Source organism: Paenibacillus eucommiae, assembly GCF_017874215.1.
Taxonomy (GTDB): domain Bacteria; phylum Bacillota; class Bacilli; order Paenibacillales; family NBRC-103111; genus Paenibacillus_AI; species Paenibacillus_AI eucommiae.
In genome coordinates this window covers 152,287-176,638 of record NZ_JAGGLB010000007.1, presented here as the reverse complement: position 1 = coordinate 176,638, position 24,352 = coordinate 152,287, and the positions used below count along the sequence as shown (strand labels likewise).

The 24,352-nt window shown below is 47.5% G+C and carries 15 protein-coding genes; all 15 read left to right on the top strand.

All coding sequences use genetic code 11. The features are described 5' to 3' along the window. Positions 1-95 precede the first annotated feature (95 nt). The 15 genes from J2Z66_RS12830 to J2Z66_RS12760 all read left to right on the top strand — a co-directional run bounded on the left by J2Z66_RS12830 (position 96) and on the right by J2Z66_RS12760 (position 24,314). Positions 96-1,502: a hypothetical protein gene (locus J2Z66_RS12830; protein WP_209971809.1), complete on the top strand. Its 1,407-nt coding sequence runs from the start codon at positions 96-98 to the stop codon at positions 1,500-1,502. Between the two features lie 18 nt (positions 1,503-1,520). Further along, a complete protein-coding gene (locus J2Z66_RS12825) occupies positions 1,521-2,912 on the top strand; it encodes a hypothetical protein (protein WP_209971808.1) in 1,392 nt (463 codons plus the stop codon). 15 nt (positions 2,913-2,927) lie between these two features. After that, positions 2,928-4,409: a hypothetical protein gene (locus tag J2Z66_RS12820; protein ID WP_209971807.1), complete on the top strand. Its 1,482-nt coding sequence runs from the start codon at positions 2,928-2,930 to the stop codon at positions 4,407-4,409. Between the two features lie 100 nt (positions 4,410-4,509). Further along, positions 4,510-5,709: a trans-sulfuration enzyme family protein gene (locus J2Z66_RS12815; protein WP_209971806.1), complete on the top strand. Its 1,200-nt coding sequence runs from the start codon at positions 4,510-4,512 to the stop codon at positions 5,707-5,709. A gap of 527 nt (positions 5,710-6,236) precedes the next feature. Then, positions 6,237-7,991: a sensor histidine kinase gene (locus tag J2Z66_RS43795; RefSeq protein ID WP_209971805.1), complete on the top strand. Its 1,755-nt coding sequence runs from the start codon at positions 6,237-6,239 to the stop codon at positions 7,989-7,991. A 2-nt stretch (positions 7,992-7,993) separates the two neighbouring features. Then, the gene (locus J2Z66_RS12805; RefSeq protein ID WP_209971804.1) at positions 7,994-9,721 is read left to right on the top strand and encodes a response regulator transcription factor; all 1,728 of its coding nucleotides are present in this window, start codon (positions 7,994-7,996) and stop codon (positions 9,719-9,721) included. 129 nt (positions 9,722-9,850) lie between these two features. After that, positions 9,851-11,596, top strand: a complete 1,746-nt coding sequence (locus J2Z66_RS12800) for an extracellular solute-binding protein (protein ID WP_209971803.1) — start codon at positions 9,851-9,853, stop codon at positions 11,594-11,596. Positions 11,597-11,624: 28 nt separating this feature from the next. Continuing rightward, entirely contained in the window at positions 11,625-12,524 is a 900-nt protein-coding gene (locus tag J2Z66_RS12795; protein ID WP_209971802.1) for an ABC transporter permease, read from the top strand. An 18-nt stretch (positions 12,525-12,542) separates the two neighbouring features. Further along, positions 12,543-13,427: a carbohydrate ABC transporter permease gene (locus J2Z66_RS12790; RefSeq protein ID WP_209971801.1), complete on the top strand. Its 885-nt coding sequence runs from the start codon at positions 12,543-12,545 to the stop codon at positions 13,425-13,427. Positions 13,428-13,465: 38 nt separating this feature from the next. Next, positions 13,466-14,632, top strand: coding sequence for a Gfo/Idh/MocA family protein (locus J2Z66_RS12785; RefSeq protein WP_209971800.1), 1,167 nt, complete (start codon positions 13,466-13,468; stop codon positions 14,630-14,632). Positions 14,633-14,701: 69 nt separating this feature from the next. Then, a complete protein-coding gene (locus tag J2Z66_RS12780; protein ID WP_209971799.1) occupies positions 14,702-16,465 on the top strand; it encodes a glycoside hydrolase family 35 protein in 1,764 nt (587 codons plus the stop codon). A gap of 57 nt (positions 16,466-16,522) precedes the next feature. Next, positions 16,523-18,859 carry a hypothetical protein gene (locus J2Z66_RS12775; RefSeq protein WP_209971798.1) on the top strand — a complete coding sequence of 779 codons (2,337 nt, stop codon included), beginning with the start codon at positions 16,523-16,525 and terminating at the stop codon, positions 18,857-18,859. A gap of 50 nt (positions 18,860-18,909) precedes the next feature. Further along, positions 18,910-20,538, top strand: coding sequence for a hypothetical protein (locus tag J2Z66_RS12770; protein ID WP_209971797.1), 1,629 nt, complete (start codon positions 18,910-18,912; stop codon positions 20,536-20,538). 343 nt (positions 20,539-20,881) lie between these two features. Further along, positions 20,882-22,663, top strand: coding sequence for a sensor histidine kinase (locus J2Z66_RS12765; protein ID WP_209971796.1), 1,782 nt, complete (start codon positions 20,882-20,884; stop codon positions 22,661-22,663). Next, entirely contained in the window at positions 22,626-24,314 is a 1,689-nt protein-coding gene (locus tag J2Z66_RS12760; RefSeq protein ID WP_209971795.1) for a response regulator, read from the top strand. Before J2Z66_RS12765 ends, J2Z66_RS12760 begins: the two co-directional genes overlap by 38 nt. Positions 24,315-24,352: the final 38 nt, after the last annotated feature.

Sequence of the window (24,352 nt, the reverse complement as noted above, 5' to 3'; positions counted from 1 at the left end):
GAATAAGAACGAAGAAAGAAAAATATAAAAGTTACATCAGCAGTTGTATCAGGAAACAGAACAACAATTTGAGAGATCATTCTGGAGGGATAAACATGAGTAATAAAAGACCAGCACCGCTTATGATTGGACAACGGGTAGAAATGTTCGTAGATGATTTCTTAATTGGAGCCATGAATGATGTTTCTCTGAAAATGAATCCCCCGCAGAAGCGAGGAGTAGTACTGAGTAATGATCAGCCATGGGAGGGCTTGGCAAGTGGTATTTATTCCTGTGTATTCAAAGCAGAGGACAAGTATCGGATGTATTACCGTGCTACGTTTCCTAATACGTTAACAGATAAATCGGAAGGACAGGCTTGCTGTTATGCCGAGAGTACGGATGGAATTCATTGGGAACGCCCCCGTGTCGGTTTGCATGAATTTGAAGGCTCCAAGGACAACAATATCGTCATGGTTGGATCTATTGCCCATAACTTCAGTCCATTCATGGATACGAATCCGAATTGTCCGCCGGACGAAAGATATAAGGCGGTAGCCGGCTATGCTCCTGAAGGTTTGTTCGCCTTCAAATCGCCGGATGGCATTCACTTCACACCATATCAGGAAGAACCCATTATTAAAAAGGGAGCTTTCGATTCCCATAATCTTGTATTCTGGGATACTGAAGCGAATCATTACAAATGTTATTCCCGCTACTTTGCCTCTGCGACAGAACCGAATATTCAGGCGCCAGAAGATTCTGCGATCTTCATGGGAGTTCGGGCGATTCAACTCAGTGTATCAGAAGATTTCGTAAACTGGTCTTTACCGCAGCCAAACCAATACAAGCATAACGTACCCTTAGAGCATTTCTACACGAATGCTACCATTCCATGCCCGGGTGCAGAGCATATGTATATGTCGTTCCCGATGCGCTTCATGCCTGAGCGTCAGAAAGTGGAAGGCTACTTCAAAGTAGGTGTCTCAGATAATGTTATGATGTCCAGTCGTGATGGTGAGCATTGGGATCGCACGTTCATGGAAGCCTGGATGCGTCCTGGACTCGATCAGCGCAATTGGACGCAACGCTCGCTAATGCCGGCATGGGGTATTCTCGAAACAGAAGGTGATGAGTTTTCTTTGTACATTAACGAACATTACCAATGGGATGATTCCTTCGTTACAAGGGTAACAGTTCCGCGATTCCGCTTTGCTTCAGTGAATGCAAATTACAAGGGCGGTGTCATGACGACAAAGCGCATCGTCGTAGAAGGTAATCACCTCGTTCTGAATTATAGCACTTCTGCGCCAGGATCCATTCGTGTTGGTTTGATTGATCAGGATGGCTGGCCAATTCCGCATTTCAGTACAGAAGATTGTGAGGTGATTTATGGGGATAAGTTAAAACAGCAAGTGAGTTGGAGAGGCAGCTCGGATTTGTCTCAATTCCGCGGCAATGCGATTCGCCTGAAATTCGAATTAAAGGATGCAGACTTGTATGCGCTGCAATTTACGGACTAAGTGAAGGAGGCGATCGGAATGTCAGAAGCAATCGCCATAGGGAGTCGATTAGAACTGTTTATCGATGATTTTTTATTGGAGAAAATGGATCAGGCTTCCTTAAAACCCAATGTACCAACACCCAAGGAAATTACACTTACAATGAATCAGCCTTGGGAAGGAAACAGCAGCGCAGCTTATCCGACTGTCATACAAGATGGTGAAGTCTATCGTTTGTATTACCGTTCTAATGCTGTCATAACAGAAGCGTACGGCAAAGATCAGGCGCAATGCACTTGTTATGCCGAAAGCAAGGATGGGGTGGAGTGGTTTCGCCCCAACTTGGGCTTAATGGATTTCCATGGCTCCACCAACAACAATATTATATTGCAAGGAAGTATGGCTCATACGTTCAGTCCATTTCTTGATCTGAAGCCTGGGATTCCTCCTCAAGAACGGTTCAAGGCATTAGCTGGCAATTGGCCGGAAGGATTAGTGGCGTTCAAGTCCGAGAATGGCGTGAACTGGACGAAAATGCGGGAAGCTGCTGTCATTACCGACGGTGCCTTTGACTCCCAGAATCTGGTTTTCTGGGATCGTGAAACTGCTCAGTATCGCTGCTATTCCCGCTATTTCGACCGCTCCTTCGATATATCAAAGTTCTGGGACGGCATTCGCGCCATCCAAAGCTGTAAGTCGAAGGATTTTGTTCAATGGAGCAGGCAAACGCCTCATCAATATGATGACGAGGTTCCACTGGAGCATTTTTATACGAATGCTACGATACCTTGCCCGGGAGCGGAGCATATGTATTTATCCTTCCCTATGCGCTTTATGCCTGAACGCTACAAAGTGGACGGTTTTCCGAAATCAGGGATATCAGATAGTGTTTTGATGTCCAGTCGAGATGGTGTTCATTGGAGTCGTCCCTTCATGTCATCGTGGATCCATCCAGGAACCGATCAGCGTAATTGGACGGCGCGAAGCTTGATGGTTGCTCATGGCATAGTGTCTACAACGCCTGACGAGTTCTCGATCTATGTTGTAGAGCATTATGAGTGGGAGGATGCCTATCTGCGTCGTTATGCATTGCCGCGGCATCGTTTCGGCTCTATTTATGCGGATTATGCGGGTGGGAATGTATTAACGAAGCCATTCACTATGGAAGGCGAGCGATTGGTGCTAAATTACAGCACGTCTGGCGCCGGTTCCATTCAGATCCAGCTGGAAGATGACACTGGACAGCCGTGGAACGGATTTACTTTTGCAGATTTCGGATCATTGTACGGGGACGAGCTGGATTATGAAGTGGAATGGAAAAGCGGCCGTTCTGTCGCAGAATTATCAGGTATTCCGATCCGATTGCGTATAGAGCTCAAGGATGCAGATCTCTATGCGCTACAGTTTGCATCTGGCGGAAAAACACAATAAGCGAGGAGTTTGGTTATGAGACAAGAGGAGCAAGTCAAGTTCAGTTTTTTTGACAATCGTACGTATGAATACTTGAAAGGTTATCAAAGGAAGAGCGGGAAAGCATTCAAATCGGAAGCGAACCCCGTCATAAAGCCTGAGCTGGCACATGAATACAAGCGTGTACATTATTACGGATCCGCCGCTTTTGATTCCAAGGATCAGCTGTATAAAACCTGGTACTCGACTCATTATTATGGGCCTTCGGTGCAGGAGAATGACCCCAAGGCTTACTCTTACTTGTGCTATGCCACATCGCATGATGGCATTCACTTCGATAAGCCCAAGCTTGATGTTGTGCAGGGCACGAACATTGTGATGGATAACGATCAGCGTGTACATGGGCCGACAGTGATTATTGACGATCTTGACCCAGATCCTCAGCACCGTTTCAAGTGTGCAATGGGACCTTATACGAAAGGCTGTGCGGTCCATCTTTATTCTTCGCCGGATGGTATACATTGGAAACCGATGTTCGATGGTCCTGTACTAGATGTGCATAGTGATTGTCATATTGGCTTCTACCGTGATCCGAAAACGCTGCATTATCGATTAAGCTTCCGAGTAGCGATTCCGGATCGTCGTGTATGGGTTTCGGAAAGCATGGATTTGAAAAACTGGTCACGGCCTGTGATGAGTATCGAGCCTGACCAATATGATTTCTGTGAAACACAGTTCTACGGCATGCAAATCACATCTTATGGCGCCTATGCCCTTGGCATGATTAATACGTATAATACGTTCGACTACACTGTGTTTCCGCAATATCATAAAATGGCCGGGACGATGGATATTGAGTTGGCGTACAGTCGAGATGGTTTCTGTTGGCATCGTTCGATGCAAGGACAGAAGTTGGTTGCCCTTGGAGAGAAAGGCAGTTGGGATTCCGGCTGTATCTGCCCGTCGAGCACACTAATCTATCGTCCTGAGGAAATTGTTATTTTTTATGCGGCGAATTCCTTCGATCATTCCGGTCCCATCACCATCCCCTATGAAGAGATCGATGAAGAGAGGATTGGCTTTGCAACGCTGCGACCAGATGGCTTTGTCTATATGGATTCAGGAGAAGAGACATGTGAGCTGATGACGCGTCCTTTCGCAGTGGAGCACGGCGGGTTGTTCGTCAATGCGGATGCAAGTGCGGAAGGTGGTTCCATTGTTGCTGAGCTAACCGATACGGAAGGCAAGGCCTTGCAAGGCTTTAGCTTCGAAGAGTGTGTTCCATTCACTGGCAGTAGTTTGAAGGCTGAGATGACTTGGAGGGGAAGTCCGGATTGGACGCTGGCAGAGCGGGCAGTGATTCGTGTGAAGCTTAGGTCCGTGAATACGAAGCTGTATTCCTTCTTCTTCCCGAACGGAACCGTGGATGAGCCGTATTGGTCCTTCCGTGAAATATCTTGTCTCAATCCGCTCAAGCATGATATTGAGCAGCGTGAAGAAACGACAAGCGTGACTTAATCGGCGATTTGACATCTATCATACCGATTGCCAGGTCATGTATGGATGCAAATGCTGCAGCAGAGCATGAACCAAATGCTTTACGGGGAGGTAAAGACGCATGTGGCGTACAGTGGAAGGAATAGGAATCGAACGTAAGCCAGAAGACTGTCCTTTTAGGCGTGTCAACGATATTGTCACTGAAATTGACGAGAAGGATGATCGGTTCATGGGGGCCGTTGCTCCGCCAATTTATGAGAACTCGATCTATCGCTTGCCTGACTTTGCTACGGCCAAGTTATTGAATAAAGGAGAAGTCGATCGCTATATGTATGGGAAAAATGCGAATCCGACCACAGATGCATTGGCTCATAAGCTTGCTCTGTTAGAGGGCGGGGAAGCAGCACAATGCTACAGCTCCGGAACCGCAGCGATCTTCACAGCTTTAATGGCTAGCCTTAAGCATGGTGGACATATAGTTGTCGTTGCAAATGTATATGGACGAACCTCTGGTTTTCTAAAGCAGCTATTCCATCCTCTTGGTGTCACGACTACGTACGTAGATGGTACGGGGCTACAAGCTGTCAAAGATGCGATTCGTTCCGATACCAAAGTTATCTATTTGGAAAGCCCTACCTCTTGGCAGTTCGAGCTGCAGCCTATTCAAGCTATAGCTGATCTCGCCCGCAAGCATAACATTACAACGATGATCGACAACACGTGGGCAACACCCGTCTTTCAGAATCCGATCGGGCTTGGTGTCGATCTTGTCATACATTCTGCATCCAAATATTTGGGAGGACATAGTGATCTTGTTGCGGGTGCTATTATTAGTTCCAGAGAGAGGATCGCACAGCTGCCGCAGCTTGGAGCGGTGCTGTCCCCTCATGAAAGTGCGAAGCTGATGAAAGGATTGCGAACACTGCCAATTCGTATGGAGCGTCATGAGAAAAGTGCAATGAAGATAGCGGACTATCTGAACCGCAATGCAACCATTCATGAAGTGCGTTATCCAGGACTCCCTGACTTCAGTCAATATGAACTTGCTCGCCAGCAAATGCATGGCTGCAGCGGATTATTATCGTTTGAGCTGGATACGGATCTGGCAGGTGTGGAACGCTTCATTAATGGCTTGCGGCATGTCTCCATTGGCGGGAGCTGGGGCGGTTTCGATAGTATTATTTATACAACTGCTATGTCTGCTAATGTAGAGGAGAAATTGTTGGAAGGCTTCATTCCTACACAATGTCGGCTTTCGGTTGGATTAGAGCACATGGATACATTACTGGAGGATCTGGATCAAGCATTGCGAAAAGTGTGATTACAATAGTTGGAGAATCTAGTTAAAGCTCTAGCTGAATTGATTACTAAGAAAGAAACTAGAAGGATGCGAATACATTAGAGCCAGCCAATAGGCAGGCTCTTTCGTTTGCCTGAGCAGCATCTTTTGGATAGAGAAGCACTATTTCAATCCGGTATAATTGGGCTGGATTATTAAGGAGGCATAAGTAATGACAAGTGTTCTCGTCACCTCCTCATCCTTTCCACTTCAGGGAACAAATCTTTAACAGCGGCTGGAGCCCACAGCCATTCCCTCCGCAACGCACCCAAGCCATGAACACGCACCTCAAAGGACGCCACAAGGCTGTTTTCTCAATAGACTGTTGATAATAAATGACTTAAAACCTATAATGGGGTTCATAAATACGGCCAAGGACAGCCAGGGACAGCTAAGAACAAAGGACAGCTAAGGCAGCTAAGCTAATTGCTGTGGGAAGGACAGGGGAAGGGTATGGACTCTATAAGAATAAGAAAAGAAATGTACACAGCTTCACCGTGTGGATCATCGTGAGCGGCCGGATATGGAGGAAGTTTAAGTTTGGAAGCGCATCCATTTTTCTTAAGCTGATTATTACTTTTATCGTGATCACTATTCCTATGTTTGGGCTCAGTCTTACCTTGAATGAATTAGGCAAGCAAGAGGTCCAGAAGCAGCTTTCCAACACGATGACTTCGCAGATCCATTATTATTTTTTATCGTTGGAGAAAGAAATTCAGCAAATTATTAAAACCCAGCAGGAGATGATTAATGATGAAGACCTGCAAAAGCTGTATGGTATGGCAGAGATTATGTCGGAATACCAGAAAGCGAAGTCGATTGATAATTTGTCCAATAAGCTGAAGAGTTTTAAAGGCTCGAGCTCGTATATTCAAAATATTAATCTCTATATTCCTACGCTGACGGACATGATAACAACATCAAATGCGAGCTTGGAGCCTACGACTGAGGAAGAGATGGTTGAGATTTCAAAAGCGATATACAGTGAAGGGTTTCCTTTGATTTATTGGAAGGACCGTCTGTATGTCCATTTAACTTTCCCGAATTATGCGGGACCAGACGAAACCAAGGATGCGCTCTTTATGATGAATGTTGAGCTTTCCATTGATGCGCTCCGGTCCGAGCTGAGCACCTTTCATCAGGCAGGGGAGACGGTGCTGTTCAGCGATACCTGGGCCATTGGCAGCAGCAAGGATTTACAGCTGTTTAATGAAATTGGAAAGCAGCTTGATGTCGAACAGGCAGCCCCGAAGGGGCCTGGCACCGTTTCGGTTGGCAGCAAAAGGTATGCAGTGACTTATGAAAAGTCGCTTTCTTTGGACGCAACCCTGTTGTTCTATCTTGCGGAGGATACGATGCTGGGAACATTGAAGTCGTATCGCACCTGGTTTTGGCTGCTGCTGGGCTGCTCTTTGATCATTGTTATCTTGTTTTCTTATGGCATTTACATGCTGATTCATAGGCCGCTAAGAACGTTGGTCAAGCTGTTCAAAAATGTGGAGGCAGGCAATTTCAACCTTTCCACCACACATAAGCATCAAGATGAATTCGGCTATTTGTTCAGGCAGTTCAATAAAATGGTGCAAAATTTGAAAGTGCTGATCGATGAGCTTTATGTTCAGAAAATCAGCCTGCAGCATGCAGAGCTGAAGCAGCTGCAGGCGCAGATTAATCCCCATTTTCTGTATAACAGTTTTTTTATTCTTCATCGTCTGATCAAAAATTATGAGAATGATACGGCGCAGTTGGTTTCCAAGCATTTTGGCGAATATTTTCATTATATTACGCGCAATGCCCAGGATGAGGTTGCTTTTGAAGCAGAGGTCAAGCATATCCGGTCCTATATTGAAATTCAGAATGTCCGGTTCTCTAACCGGATTGAGGTTGTGTTTGATGCGCTGCCGGAAGCTTTTCAGGGCGTTATGGTTCCGAGGCTTATTCTGCAGCCTGTGATCGAGAATGCCTACCAGCATGGCTTGGGGGAGAAGGTGCGGGCAGGTTGCCTGCATATCCACTTTCATACTCAGGAAGGCCAGCTGTGCATGACGGTTGAGGATAATGGCCCGGGTCTTACTGGAGATGAAGCCGAGCAGCTGCAGCGCAAATTGAACCGGGAAGAGCCTGGTGGGGAGAGCACCGGACTGATCAATGTCCATCGCCGCCTTCAGCTTAAATATGGCATGGCCGGAGGTATTACCTTGGCCCCAAGTAGTCTTGGCGGCTTGCTTGTACAAATTCATATACCGATTGGAAAAGGGGAATAGCGATGTACCGACTTTTACTTGTTGATGACGAACCGGTTATTGTGAACAGCATGTACCAATTGTTCCGTGAGGCCGTTCATTTAGAATTGGAAATGTATAAGGCCTATACGGTCGAGGAGGCTCTTGATTATCTCCACCAGCACCGCATTGATCTGGTTTTATCCGATATCCGCATGCCAGGCATGAATGGAATGGATCTGCAGAAGCAAATCGTCAGCAAATGGCCCCGCTGCAAAGTTATTTTTTTGACGGGCTATGACGATTTTGAGTATGCCAAGCAGGCGATCCGCAATGGCGGTGTAGCTGATTATTTGCTGAAGCATGAGGATGACGATATTATCCTGCAATCGGTGGAAAAGGCGCTCGCAGATATCGCCAAGCATACGCAATTCGAGGATTATGAGCTTAGAACGAAAACGAAGCTGCAGCTGACGGTTTCCGCTGCGCAAAAAAATCTGCTGTTTGAGCTGATCAACGGGATGATCCCTTCACCCGATGCATTGGCGGGAAAATTCGCACAATTGGAGATGCCGCTGCAAGCGGACAAGCCCGTTTATTTGCTCATCGGGAGAGTGGATGGATGGAGCGGCAGCATCAAGGAAGCAGACCGGACGCTGCTGGCATTTGCCATTCAGAACATTGTGGATGAGTATTTGTCCTCTGAGGCTGTGTGCGTCTCCGTTATTTATGAGGCTTGCAGATTCATATGGTTAATTCAGCCTGCCAACAACTCTGGGATGAATCTGCAAAACGAATCACAGAGCGATCCGCAGAGCTACACACACAGCGATCCACAAATCGGCCCAGAAGAGCAGTGGAATCACTTGGTTTCACGTATCCATGGAAGAGTAGAGGATGCGCAAATTAGCTGTAAAAAGCTGCTGAAGGTGCCGGTGTCATTCGCACTTAGCCGCGAGCGAGGGGACTGGTCAGGATTGGGAACGCAGTTTTATTATTTAAGGACGCTGCTGGGACGAGGGTTTGACGGGGAACAAGAGCTGCTGATTCAAGAAGGACACGTCTTTAATGGACTGGACATGGAAAAGAACCGTCGTCATTTCTCAGGATCGCAGCAGCTCAGGAAGCAGCTGGGCGTTCTGGAGGAATATCTGGAAAGCGGGCAGAGACAGGCGTTCATGGCCCTATATGAAGATATTATGGATATCGATGCTTCTTACAGCCATACGCATCTGCTGGAGCTTTTTTATTCGGTTTCCCTCTGCCTGCTGTCGTATTCCAATCGGACCGGCGTGTTTCATACCCTTTCTGCGAAAATGAATGTCGGCAAAATGACCCAATTTGATGCTTACGATACCTGGGAGGAGATCGCCACTTTCTTCCGGGAGTTTGCCGGCTTATTGTTTGACAGCAGGCAGGATAGTCCGGAGGTGCCTACGCAGAGAACGATTCATTTTATCCAGCAATACATCCAGACGCATTTGGAGCAAGAGCTGACTTTAACGAAGCTGTCCGCCTTGGTTCACCACAGTCCTACCTACCTGTCCAGGCTCTACAAGCGGGTCACGGGAGTGACGTTATTTGACTATATTACGGAATGCCGGATGGTAAAGGCCAGAGAAATGCTGACTGGAACCGTGATGAAAATACATGAGATTGCGGCGGCTGTCGGCTATGAAGCTGCGCCTCAATTTACCCGTTCCTTCAAAAAGTGGCTGAACGTCACCCCGCAGGAATACCGGGATACCTATAGCAATCTGAAGCTTGAATAAAAGGCAACAGGAGTCAAGAAAAGGCAAAAGGAGCCTGTAGTTTGCCACAGTTTCTGCCTCTATAATTAGGATTAGCAGCACAGAACTACAGGCAAGTCATCATATTTACACGTGGAGGGTGTTGAAGGTATGAAGGTAGAGCGGGTACAGTTGGGACAGAGGGCCCAGAGGTTACAAAGAGCCATCATAAAAAGAACGCTTATGGTTTTATTGGTAGGCATTCTGGCGTTTATAACGGCTTGCGGGAGCAGTACAGGCAGTAAAGACAGTAAAGACAGTGCTGGCGAAAGTAAGGAGCCGGCCCCAACTGCTGCTTCAGGCACGGACAAACAGACAACTGCGCCGCAGTCGGGTGAAGCAGCCGATCCTTTCGGCAAAATCGATCCGCCTATTGAAGTAACAGCAGTCCGCGCCGCGAACCCTTTGAAATTTGAGGACGGGGATACGATCGAAAATAACGGCTGGACGGAGCTGTATGAGAAAGAGTTCGGAATTAAGCTGAAATATTTATGGATCTCTGACCAGTTTGAGCAAAAAATGAATGTGACGATGATTTCGGGGAAATTGCCCGATATTATGCCCGTCAGCGGCACTCAATTAAAACAGCTGGCTGAAGCAGATAAGCTTGCTGATTTAACGGAAGCGCTGGAGAAATACGGCTCCAAGGAGTTAAAGGAGCTGTTCAAGAAGGATGGCGGTATCGGCTTGAATTCGGCTACCTTTGACGGCAAGCTGCTGGCGCTCCCATGGCTCGGAAGCTATACAGATACGGCTCCGCTGCTGTGGATCAGGACCGATTGGCTGGAGAAATTAAAGCTGCCTGAGCCAAAAACGATGGACGATGTAATGAAAATTGCTGAAGCGTTCGCCAATCAGGACCCGGATGGCAACAATAAAAAGGACACCTATGGCTTGAGTGCCAATAAAACTTTGTTTGGCGATTTGTTTGGACTGGATGGATTCTTCAACAGCTATCATGCTTATCCGAACATCTGGATCAAGGATGCTTCTGGACAAAGCGTTTACGGCAGCATACAGCCGGAAGTGAAAACAGCGCTCGCTAAGCTGCAGGAGATGTATAAATCCGGGCTGATTGACCGTGAATTTGGCGTGAAGGATACCGACAAGGTGGGGCAATTGGCCAATGCTGGAAAAATCGGCTTGACCTACTCGGTCCACTGGCTGCCTCTTTATTTGCAGGATGGCAAAAATCTAGATCCCAAAATGGAATGGAAGCCATACCGTCTTTTATCTGCAGACGACAAGCTGGCGCAGCCAAAAGCGAATTACACGATCTCTACCTATTATGCAGTTCGCAAAGGCATGGAGCACCCGGAAGCAGCAGTTAAGATGATGAACGCCAGTCTGCGTGTATGGGATGATAAATATCCGCAATCACGGCTCAGAATTAATGGCGATGTTGAGAAATGGAAGTATGCTTTAATCATTAATGCCAACCCGACGCAAAACCTGGAGGCATATGAACGGGTAAACGAAGCGTTGAGCAAAAATGACGAGTCTGTTTTGGATCATAATACCGGCGAGCCGAATGTATATAAGGCTGTCAAAAGCTATCTCGAAGGGGATATCAAAGGGTGGGGTTATAACGGCGTATTTGGGGCCGAGGGCGCACAATCCATCTATGCGGACTATAAGAAGAACAACAGCTATAAAATAACTGAATATATTGGGGCACCGACACCTGCTATGGTTGAAAAAGGAGCTACTTTAGCGAAAATGGAGCTTGAAACGTTTACGAAAATTATTATGGGCGAAGCCTCCATCGATTCGTTTGATGAGTTTGTTGTCAATTGGAAAAAGCTTGGCGGAGATGCCATTACCAAAGAAGTAGAACAATCAACTGTTCGTAACTAAAAGGTACGAAGCGGGAAGGTTAGTCATAATGAATACTAAAAAAAGAATGCGCGAGCTGCCTCTGCATATTCTGCTTTGGCCCGGTGTGATTATCCTGTTTATTTACTGCTATATTCCGATGGTTGGCATCGTTATTGCCTTTCAGAAATTTGTCCCGGCAAAAGGCCTATTCGGCTCTAACTGGATAGGCCTGGACAACTTCCGCTATGTGATACAAATGCCCGATATTGTCCAGGTACTATGGAACACCGTATTTATAGCATCCATGAAAATTGCGGCAGGCTTGATTGTTCCGGTTTTTATTGCCTTGCTGCTGAATGAAGTGAAGAAAGAGCTGGTCAAAAGAGGGATTCAGACGCTGATTTATTTACCGCATTTTTTATCGTGGATTATTTTGGGCGGCATATTGATCGATATTTTGTCGCCTTCCACGGGTATCGTCAGTCAGCTTCTGCAAACTTTTGGGGTCGATCCCATCTTTTTCCTGGGTACTAACAAATGGTTTCCCTTTGTGCTCGTCTTTTCAGATGTATGGAAGGAGTTCGGCTTCAGCACGATCGTTTTTCTGGCGGCGATTACCGGCATCAATCCCTCCTTGTATGAGGCGGCTATCGTCGATGGCGCTAATCACTGGCGGCAAACCTGGCATATTACGCTGCCCGGCATGAGGCCAATTATTGTATTGTTAGCTACATTAAGTTTAGGTAACGTATTGAACGCAGGCTTTGACCAAATATTTAATTTATACAGTCCCTCGGTTTATCGAAGTGGGGATGTTCTGGATACGTTGATTTATCGCATGGGATTAATTGATGCGCAGTTCGGCGTAGCAACAGCCATTGGTTTATTGAAATCGATCGTATCCACGGTGCTGATTTCACTTTCTTACTATCTGGCTTACCGGGTTGCTAATTATCGTATTTTTTAAGGAAGGGATTGGATTGCTTTGAATCGTCAACTTTCGTTAGGCCGAAAGGTTTTTATAGTGGGCAACTATACCTTCCTTATTCTGCTTTCTTTCTTATGCCTCTTTCCCCTTATTCATGTGCTGGCTATTTCCTTTAGCTCCAGTGCTGCGGCATCGGCTGGCTTGGTGAAGCTATGGCCTGTGGATTTTACGCTCTCGTCTTATCGCTACATTCTAAATAAACAGGAGTTTATTCGATCGTTCGGGATTACGATGCAGAGGGTTGTGCTCGGATTTACCATTAACATGCTCATGACGATCATTTGCGCCTACCCTTTATCCAAAGAGACGAAGGATTTCAAGTTTCGTACCTATTATGCCTGGTATTTTATCATTACTATTTTGTTCGGGGGCGGTCTGATCCCCTGGTATATGACGGTCAGCGAAACGGGCTTGATCGATTCCATCTGGGCGCTAATTATTCCCGGCGCTGTGCCTGTTTTTAGCGTTATTTTGCTGCTTAATTTTTTTCGGGGGCTGCCCAAAGAAATTGAAGAGTCTGCCTTTATGGACGGGGCCGGGCACTGGGTGGTGCTGTGGAGGATCTATGTTCCGCTATCGCTGCCCTCGCTGGCAACGGTATCGCTTTTTACTATCGTGGGGCACTGGAATGCCTGGTTCGACGGATTGATTCTGATGAATTTTCCGGAGAATTACCCTTTGTCCACTTACCTGCAATTGATGATTATTAACAGTAACCCGATGAAGCTGGATGCAAGCAATATGCAGGAACTGGCCGAAATATCGGACAGGACGACCCGGGCTTCACAAATCTTTTTAGGAGCGCTGCCGATCCTGCTCGTTTATCCGTTTTTGCAAAAATATTTTGTAAAAGGGATCGTGCTTGGCAGTGTGAAAGGCTGAGACCCGCATTAGGAGGAAGAATTAGGAGGAAAAGGCATATGACGCGCGTAGCAGCTATTGGCTATGGCCTTCAGATAAGAAGATTGCTGGGCATTATGGAGAGTCAGGATGAAAGCTGCAAGGTTGCAGCTATTGCAGATGTGAGAAGTGAAGCGATTCAAAATGAATTGATCAAGGAAGGCGTGGATATTTCCGGTATCCGGTTCTATGAGAATGCGGACGATATGCTGGCGCAGGGCGATTATGCTGGTGTGTTTGTCGGAACCAGATGCTCCTTGCATACGCCAATGGCATTAAAGGTGCTGGCGGCAAACCTGCCGTTATATGTAGAAAAGCCGATCGCTACCACGATGAGTGATTTAGTCCGGCTTCGTGATGCACACCAAAAGTCCACCAGTCCAGTGGTCGTTTCGTTTCCGCTGCGAGTGACGCCCCATGTGCAGTTGGTCAAAGAAATCATTGATTCAGGGCTTATAGGAACGGTAGAGCATGTTCAGGCTGTGAATAATGTGGCTTATGGCGGTGTTTATTTTCACTATTGGTACAGGGATGAAAGGGAAACACAAGGCTTATTTTTGCAAAAGGCGACTCATGATCTGGACTATCTCAATTATGTTTTGGGCACTAAACCTGTACGGGTAGGCGCGATGACAGCTAAACAAATTTTTACAGGAAGCAAGCCGGCTGGATTGATGTGTAAACATTGCGATGAGCAGGAAATTTGCCAGGAAAGCCCGCAAAATTTGCGGAAGGCCGGCGAGGAGCCTATCGGGGAGTACTGCTGCTTTGCCGAGGATACAGGAAACGAAGATTCGGGAAGTGCGCTGGTGCAATACGAAAGCGGGATGCATGTGAATTATTCGCAAAATTTTTTCGTGCGCAAAAAAGCAGGAGCAAGGGGCGCCCGGTTCATGGGATATAAGGGGACGGTAGAATTTGACTGGCACTCTAATGATGTAAAAGTCTATATGCATCATACGCCCCGGGTGGTGACGCATACGATTGACACGTCGGCTATGACTGGCGGGCATGGGGGCGGGGATTCCGCGTTGATTGCCAATTTCATTGACATTATGAAAGGCAGGACCGCAGAGTCGGTTGCTCCCCTTGAAGCAGGGCTTCTAAGCGCCTTGGTATGCCTGAAGGCGAAGGATTCGGCAGAAACCGGAGCATTTAAGGAGATCTGCTGGCCTGGTGATCATTGAATCAAGATGATTAAGATGATTAAATACCCTGATGACTAAGGGGATGGAAATCTGGAAGGAGGGGCTAAGGTGGCCGTTTTTCAAATAAAAAATGAACAATTTATGATGGATGATAAACCGGTGAGGCTTCTTTCGGGCGCCATGCATTATTTTCGTATTGTGCCTGAATACTGGAAGGACAGATTAATAAAGCTGAAAGCATGCGGCTTCAATACGGTGGAAACCTATGTGGCTTGGAATGTTCATGAGCCTGTGGAAGGACAGTTTCATTTTGCCGGTATGGCTGATTTGGTTCGCTTTATCGAAATAGCAGCGGAGCTTCAACTGCATGTTATCGTCCGTCCAAGCCCCTATATTTGTGCGGAATGGGATTTCGGAGGGCTGCCAGCCTGGCTGCTTGCCGATCCTGGTATGCGGCTGCGCTGCTATCATGAGCCTTTTCTTGAAAAAGTAGACCGGTATTACGATGTCTTGATACCTATGTTAAAGCCTCTACTTTGCACGCATGGTGGACCAATTATTGCGGTGCAGATCGAGAACGAATACGGCAGCTATGGCAATGATACCCGTTATCTGGAATACATCAAGCAGGCATTGATCGTCAGAGGAGTAGATGTCCCGTTATTTACGTCGGACGGTCCGGTTGATTTTTTACTGCAAGGGGGGATGGTTCCCGGTGTGCTTGAAACGGTTAATTTCGGCACAGAGCCACAGGAGGCTTTCACCAATTTGCAAAAAGTTCAGTCAGGTCAGCCGCTTATGTGTACCGAGTTTTGGAACGGAAACTTTGATCACTGGGGGGAGGAGCATCATACCCGGGATGCCGGAGAAATCGCCCAGCTGCTGGATGAGATGCTTCAGCTTGGGGCTTCTGTCAACATCTATATGTTTCACGGCGGCACCAATTTTGGTTTTTACAACGGGGCGAATTTGGCAGAGAGCTATACCCCAACGATAACGAGCTATGATTATGATGCTCCTTTGAACGAAGCGGGGGATTTGACGGAGAAATATGCTGCGATGCGGGATGTTTTAGCCAAGTATGGGCGAACGGAAGTTATAGCTTTGCCCGACCCGATTAAAAAAATGGCGTACGGTTCTGTAGCTATGGATCAGCGGGCCGCGCTGTTTTCCTCCTTGGATCAGTTAACGGCACCGGCATACAGGACGAACCCCGAGCCCATGGAAATGCTGGGTCAAAGCTACGGCTTCATCCTGTATACAACTCGTGTATCCGGGCCGCGCGAAGAGAATGAGCTGATTTTGCAGGACGTTCATGACCGTGCGCTTATCTTTGTGGATGGTGTGTATCAAGGGGTTATCGACCGCGCCGGCAAGGAGGGAGAAGGGAAGCTCAAGCTCCGTTTTCCGCAGGAGGGCGCTGAGCTAAGCATTTTAGTGGAAAATATGGGGAGGACTAATTTTGGTCCCTATTTGCTGGATCGAAAAGGAATAACCGAGGGCGTCAGGCTCGGCAACCAATATTTATTTGGCTGGACGATCCATACGCTGCCGATGCAGGACCTTACCAGGCTGGCGTTCGAGCAAGTGACTTCGAACAAAGAGGCAGATGACTCATCTCCCGCTTTCTACAAAGGGACTTTGCTGGTAGATGAGCTTGCGGATACGTTTCTGGAGCTTAAGGGATGGACGAAGGGCGTCGTGTTCGTTAACGGCTTCAACCTGGGACGCTACTGGCATATAGGTCCGCAGAGGACACTCTATGTGCCCGCTCCGCTGCTTCGGGAAGGAGAAAATGAGATCATCGTTTTTGAACTGCACGGTACTAACGAGGCCGTCGTGAATTTTCGCGACTATGCCGATTTAGGATAAAACTCTAAGTACAAGCTGACGAAGGAAGCTTTGTTAAAGCCAAAGGAGGAATTAACCATGCATGGACAAGATGGCGGCAAGGAATTAGTGGAGGGAAGTAAGAGCACGGAAAGATCAGAAAGATCAGAAAGATCGGAAAGATCGATGAGCACCAAAGATCTGGAAGGAACAGGAGGCATAGAAAGAACCAAGGGAACGGAAGAGGTGGAAGGAGTCGCATCAGAGCTAAGGAGCTATTCATCTGCAGCCGGGTCAATTAGCAGAAGAAAGCTTCTGGCTTCTCTCGGTATTGCGGGAGCGGCAATAGTTGCTGAGGGATTACTGCAATCAACTGCCTTTGCTTCTTCTAAGAAAGAGTCGGTTACAGAAGCGACTTATGACAAGCATGGAGGCGGAGGCGGCGGTGCCGGCGGGGGGCTGCCTGGATTAACCTCCAGGGTTGAGGCGCTGGAAGCATGCTGCAATGCTCAGGTGGAGCTTGTCGATTACGGAGCTAATGGCACTGTAGCTGCTGATACTGCAGCTCTTGCGTCGTTAGCTGCTTATGTAAATGCCTTCCCCAATGGAGCCGAGCCTATGTTCACGGTGGATGGACTGCCTGTCCGGGTAGGCATCAATCGTGCTTCAGCGCCAAAGAAATACACGATAAATGCTGGTGTTCAGTTTAACCGGCCAGTAGAGCTTGTGGGAAGCCTATCCAAGGTACTCGATTACACAGGCACTGGCGCGATGCTGACGATGGGGCCAGATGACGGGCGTACTAGCGGAAATCTATTCAGCGATGATCATTACATTATTGAGGGCCTTCACTTGACCGGAGGTAAGCAAATGTCAGCTGGAATTACTTTTTCTCCGCTCACGGGGCTGATGGCCAGGATCAAGGATTGCGTATTCAATATGTTCGGTAACCCTAACAGCTGGGCTATCGATTTCCAGGCTCAGAACTGGTGGCCCGAGATTACCGGTTGTCGTTGGGAGACCTATGACAATCAGGCAAAGAACTTCGTGAAAGCAATTGATGATGGACGTGGTGGCGCTTACCGGGGATCGGGCAACTCGCGTCTTAGCTTTGTTGATAACAAGGGCAAATGGCATGGTGAAATCGGGAACGGGGGCATTGGTATTTATACTAACGCTGTAAAGACCTTAATAAGCCGTTGTGATTTCGAGAATGCCGGGACTGCCATACAGCTCGGGTACCCTTCGTTGAAAACGGAGATTGAGAACTGTTATTTCGAGCAGTATACCGGCAGCCGCTCTATCAGGCTGGGCGATGATACGGCTCAGCCGAACAACAATATCCATTTAATAAGTATTAAAGACATTTATGTTAACCTGCACAGCGCAGGGAAATTTCTCGACGTGGCCAATGCAAGCGTGGTCACAGCCGGCCTGCAAATCGATGGGGTAACCGTGATGCTGGGGCAGGAGCAAAGTCCAATTCTGAATCTGAATGATCTGGCTGGACAGTGGGTAAGGGTCCGCAATGTAACGGCTACTTACCAGCCGCTGCTGCCTGTTACTTCGAATCCTATCAAGGTCATCGATGTGGAGGGATTGCTTAACCGGGCTGTTATTAACGGCTCCTTGGCAGTATCCCAGCTCGGGGAGAGCTTTACGCTTCCGGTGAATTCACTTGTTCCGCTGGCAGACATGTGGTTTGCGAAGACAGATTTTAATTCGTGTACGGCATCGAGGATCCGGCAGATTCATTCTAATTTTATGCGCACCCGGAACTCGCAATATGCACTGCGTTTCACACCTGGAGGAACAGGAACGTATAAATCTGTCTTCTTTGTGGTACCCAATTTAAGCGACATGGCAGGACATATTTGTCACCTGCAATTATTTGCCCGGGCGGCATCGTCGGCGCAAATAAGAATTATAGCCAAGGCAGCCTATAAGTCAGGCAGCGTAGCATCGGTGGAAATTAAGGCTGAGGTCGTTACACTTACATCCGAGTTTCAAGAGTTCACGATTCCCTTCTGGATACCCGACCACGCCGATTTATCCAGTGCCTCCTGGTTTATGCTGGAGATAAGTATGCCGGATCAGCCAGCCTGGTATGAGTTCACAGGAGTTAGAATCAATCATGGGGACTTTGGTCTTTGCCATAGCAATGATTATATGACGGAGGGCGAAACGCTGTCGGCTGTGCGGCACTACTTTGAGCGCCGGACTATCGTTCAAGCGGCTGACAGCTTCAGCAAGATTACGGTACCGATGTCTCCCAAGGCGAAGGCACTTGCCTCTGCCACGATGAAGTTTACAAGCCCAACCCGGAGTCCACTTGTTGGTGTAGAGGTGCAGGGAGGCGCGGCATTTGATTTCGGCACGACTGTGTCCGATTTGAGCGCCGTGGTTGATTTTGATACGAGGGCGTTTTATTTTTAAAACAAGAACTCTGATTTATCTACAATTATATAAAGAACAAAGGTGAAGTTATGAAATTTCATTATTCATTAGACTCAGCACTAGTATTGGATACAGTTCAGGGACCGGGCACGCTTGCCGCGTTAAAACAAGCTGGCGTGAGCACCATATGGCTTTGGGGCTTCTTTTTCGGCAAATTGTGGTCGCCTATAGAGGATATGGTTCAGGCTGCGGAAGTGCTGCGCCGCAATGATTTTGAGGTTGGTGTGATCCAGCTGCCTGTAGGGCATCCGGGTAATGGCTTGAATCCCGATGACGATACCCTCGATTTGCAGCTTCCTGCCCATTGGCGTTACCGCATCGACCATCTGGGCAATCCTGTATATTACTGTGCCGATCTGGACGAAAGCATGGTCCGGGATAACGTTGAGTCTGTTGAAGCTTTAAGGCAGGCGGGGTTTACCCAAATATTCATGGACGATGATTTGCGGAGCGGTGTTTGGGGAAGCCGTTTGGGCGGCTGCTTTTGCTCGCACTGCGTAGAGGAATTTAATCTTTTGCAGCAGGACTTAGGTGTTGGACCCGGGGTAGGGGGCGGGCTCGGGCTCGGGCTCGGGCTCAGTGTAAGCCGGGAGGCGATAGTTGAGGCGCTGGAAAGTGGAACCAGATCACAGCTAACGGAGGCATGGATCGATTACAACTGCTCCAAGGTGACCCGATTTATGGAGGCTACGTCTCTTCCGGGCATCGAAGCTGGAATTATGGTGATGCATCTTGGTGATGAGCATCAAGGAATCGACATAAGTGCCATTAAAAACAGACTTCCTCAGTGTATGTTCCGTGTGGGGGAGTATCATTTCAATGATACTGATTTTGGTACTCCAGAGGGAAAGGCCAGCGAACTGTTCAGCATTTTATTTCATTTGGATGCAATGGGCAGAGAGTATGCTTTCAGCGAAACGACTGTTTTTCCGGCCCGCGCTTTAAGTCATGCCAACCTTATTTACAAAGTGAAGCTGGAGCTCGCAGCAGGCATCCCGAATATTTTGTTTATGAGCGGAACGTGGCTGATTACCGAAGATTACTGGCAGGCACTAGCTGCAGAGCTCCCGGCCTTGCAGCAGCTGGAACAGGAAATAGCCGCCTATGAGCGCAGCTATCCGGTTCATCTGGTATATGGCACCTATGGTCACAATGAAGTCGTGCAGCCGTACTTCCTGCCCCTGCTGGCAGGCTTGCCTGCCAAGCCTGTAAAGGCAAGAGACAGGAATAGAGATTCTGAAGCTGAATGTCTGTTGTTTTTTGGCGGCTATGAGCTTACCCCGGAATGGGAGCAGCAATTCACCTCATATAAGAGAATTATTATGGATCAAACGGCTTTTGAACGAAATAAACATAAATTGGAAAATATGAATACGAACACGAGCATGACATCCTTGGAAATTTGGGATTATCAGCTGGGTTCGTCTCCTAAGAAAGAAGAAATCGTGCTGTTGCAAGAGCTTCTTGCGGGCGAAACAACGACGTATCCGCTGTTGAAAGCGGGAAGTGATATTACTTTGCTGTGGCTTCCAGAGAGTGAAAGCGTCATCCTGTTGAATTTGAAGGATGAGCCGAACAGGGGAACCCTTTCCTATAGAGGGGGAAGCCGGGAGGTTGTGCTGGGGCCTTTGGATGTTATTCAGGTTCGATTGAAGTAAAACGACCAATTTTGGGTTTGGGAGTCTGCCACTAGGCAGGCTCTTTTGTTTGCCGGTAGTCGTCTACGCTTGAGTATTTTATAGTTGACAAAGAATTCGGCAGAGCTTACGCTGACGATAAGGAAGAATTTGTAGGAAAAAAGAGGAAATATGCCGAAAGAATTGAAATAACAAGAGAATGCAGGACCAAACCGATAGCGTCAGGGGTTGATGAAAGTCTATATATGATAACGCTTACAGAAATGCTTACAAGAAATGCTTGGGAATATGTTTTCAAGCAGCACCTGCAATTCCATTTTTCACAACTGCATACGGATCCGATGCATTCAGGAGGCGAGAAGCATTGCGATACTTAAGAAATCCGAATATTTTTCTGCGGGTCGTTTTTCTTTTATTAATTATCATTATCCCCATCTATCTGCTGGTGTTTGTGATTATCCATACGAGCGGCATTATTCTTCATAAGGAAATTGCCGGTTCTATGGAATCGCGCATCAACTCTTATTCGGAGCTGCTCGATTCGGAAATCAATCATGTAGCCAAGCTGAAAACAGAATATTTGTATGATGAAGATCTGCAAATGCTAAGCACAGTTTCGATTACATTAACCAATTATGAGAGGCTGTCGGCCTTGAACCGGTTATCCCGTAAGCTGCAGTTGTTCAAAGATTCGAGCCGGATTGTAGAGAATGTGCAGGTATACATCCCAAATATTCAAAAAACGATTGGCATCATGAGCTACTCAGCGCCGATGAGCGAGGAAGAAATGGCCATGATCCGCGAAGTGAATACAGACCATAGCCCCAAGATTATAAGCTGGCACGATCAATTGATTATGGCCTTGTATGATCCCCCTAATTCAGGAGCGAGAACGAATTTTTATTTTAAAATTGAGCTTTCTCCCTCTCTGTTAATTGATTCCCTGATGAAAATTACAGCCAAGGAAGATGGAAGGTTCTATTTGATGGATAAGGCTGGTTCCTGGCTGCTTTCCAATGCTTCCGCTTCTGAACAAAAGTCGCAGCATACGATACAGGCTTTCTTAAGCAACTCATCGCAATCAAGAATAAGCGGGTTCGGTAATTTGAATCTGGATAATGACAACTATTTCGGAGCTTACAGCAGCTCCAATTATTCGAACACGACGCTTCTGGTGGCGGTCCCCGATCGCCAGGTTTTCGGACTGCTCCATAGGTACAGCCAGCTGTTCTGGATTTTATTTGCAATCTCTATAGCGCTTGTATTTGCCTACTCGCAGCGCATCTATCTACTTATCCATCGCCCGCTGCAGGTCATGGTACGCGCCTTAAGAAAGGTAGAAGACGGGGATTACAACATTTACCTGCGTCATAGTAAGCAAGATGAATTCCAGTATGTATACGGTCAATTCAACATGATGGTGAGCCGACTGAGGGAGCTGATTCATGAAGTGTACGAGCAGCGGATTCATACGCAGCAGGCTGAGCTCAAGCAGTTGCAGTCTCAGATCAACCCGCACTTTTTGTACAATACGATGTTCGTCCTGCATCGGATGGCTGCTTCTTATGGATTGACGGATGTGACGCGGTTTACGGATTATCTCGGAAAGTATTTTCTGTTTCTGACAAGGACGGGCTCGAGTGAAATATGCTTATTGGACGAATGGAATCATGCGATCATCTATACGGAAATTCAGAAGATCCGTTTCTCCGACCGGATTGAGGTCATCTGGCCCGAGCTGCCCGATTCGTTTCAGACCGTCCGGGTGCCAAGGATGATCATTCAGCCTTTGCTGGAAAATGCCTATAAGTATGCTTTGGAAAAAAAGCTGCGAAAAGGTATCCTGCGGGTCACTGCGGCCGCTGCAGATGATGGCTGTTTGAGGATACATATTGAAGACAACGGCGAATATTTGGAGGAGCAAACGCTGCAGCGTTTGGTAAGCTCGCTGGATGAAGGGGCAATGAACCAGGAAACGACGGGGCTTGTCAATGTGCATCGGCGGCTGCAGTTATATTTTGCTGCCGGGGCGGGCCTTAGCTTTGATCGAAGCGAATGGAATGGCTTGAAGATTACGATCCAAATTCCGCATAGGGAGGAAAAAGAGCATGAGCATAAACATGTACCGTCTGTTGATTGTGGATGATGAGCCCATTATTGTGAATGGGCTGGTTGATTTTTTCTCGCAGCAGGAGAAGTGGCCTCTGGAAGTGTACGGAGCTTATTCAGGCGAGGAGGCTATGCAGCTATTGCTGCATATGAGGTTTGATATTGTCATTACGGATATCGGAATGCCGGAGATGGACGGCCTGCAGCTGCAAAAGAAGGTGCTCAGCCAGTGGCCCCGCTGCAAAATCATTTTTTTGACCGGGTATAATGATTTTGAGTATGTACAGGAAGCGCTGCGTCACAAAGGTGTGGATTATGTGCTCAAGACGGAAGGCGACGAAGCGATAGTCAGGGCCGTAGAGCTGGCCATCGAATATACACGGGAAGAAGTCCGGAAGGATCAACTGATGCTGCAGGCGGACAGGCAGCTGCGGCTGGCCGTCCCGGCCCTGCAGAAGGAGCTGCTGCGCAATCTGGTTTTGGGAGACTATGTGTCCATAAGCCGCCTGTCCGAACAATTCAACGAACTGATGATTCCCCTTCATGCCAACCAGAAGGTGCTGATGGTCTTGGCCAGGATCGATACTTATAAACCGAACTACAGTGTTTATGATCGCGGGCTGCTGGCTTATGCGATTCAAAATGTGGCCAGCGAGTATTTGCAGGACTCCGTTCATATGCTTTCGGTAGAGATGGAGGTTTCCAGGATGCTGTGGTTCATACAGCCGAAACCTTCGGAGGAATCTGGCAGCGAAGCTGGCTTCATGGATGAAGGCAATGACGAAAGGTGGGTCCAAAGCGCAAGCTTCATTCAAGGAAATCTTGAATCGATCCAACAAACATGCAAGGAATTATTGGAAGTGCCTATATCCTTTGTTATTGAAAGCAATCCAGTTTCTTGGACAGAGGCCGGCCAACTGTACGAGAAGTACAATAAAATGCTGTCACAGGGGCTCGGTATGGGCACGGAGCTGTTACTCACAAGCCACTCTACCTTACCGGAATCGCTGCCGTGTCCTTTCCAAGCGGGAAAGCTGAAGAAGAAGCTGGAACTATTGAAGCTTCAGCTGGATGGCGGACAGAAGGAGGCCTTCGATAGTATGTATGCAGACATGATGAAGGAAGTGGCGCAGTATAAGGACGAGCCGAGAATCCGGCAGGAAATCTATTATTCGCTGGTTCCTATATTTCTGGCTTGTATGAACCGGCATATGATCTATGATTTCGGTCCGCAGCTGGATATAAGCAAGCTGACACATATGGAATCTCATTCCTCATGGGAGGCTGTTACAGCGTATTTCCATGGGCTTGCCTCAGCAATTTTTGCCAGAACACAGGTGGGCCTGCAGCTTGAAGAACATGCGGTTGTGCAGAAGGTCCATCAATACATTCATGACCACCTGGACGGGGATGTGTCTCTTGTTCGTATTGGCGAAGCTGTCGGCCACAATTCCAAATATTTGTCCAGGGTGTATAAGAAAATAACGGGGGAAGACCTGTCCCATTATATCGCGCAAACAAAGCTGAGTAAGGCCCAAGCGCTGTTGAAGGAAACGCAAATGAAAATTTATGAGGTATCTGCAGCGGTTGGTTTTTTGGCGGAGCCTTATTTCTACAGGTTTTTCCGCAAAGCTGCAGGAATTACGCCTCAGGAATATAGGGATTTGCATAAGGTGGACAAAAGATAGTAGAAGTGGAAAACGGACAGTGGTGATGCATACACCCG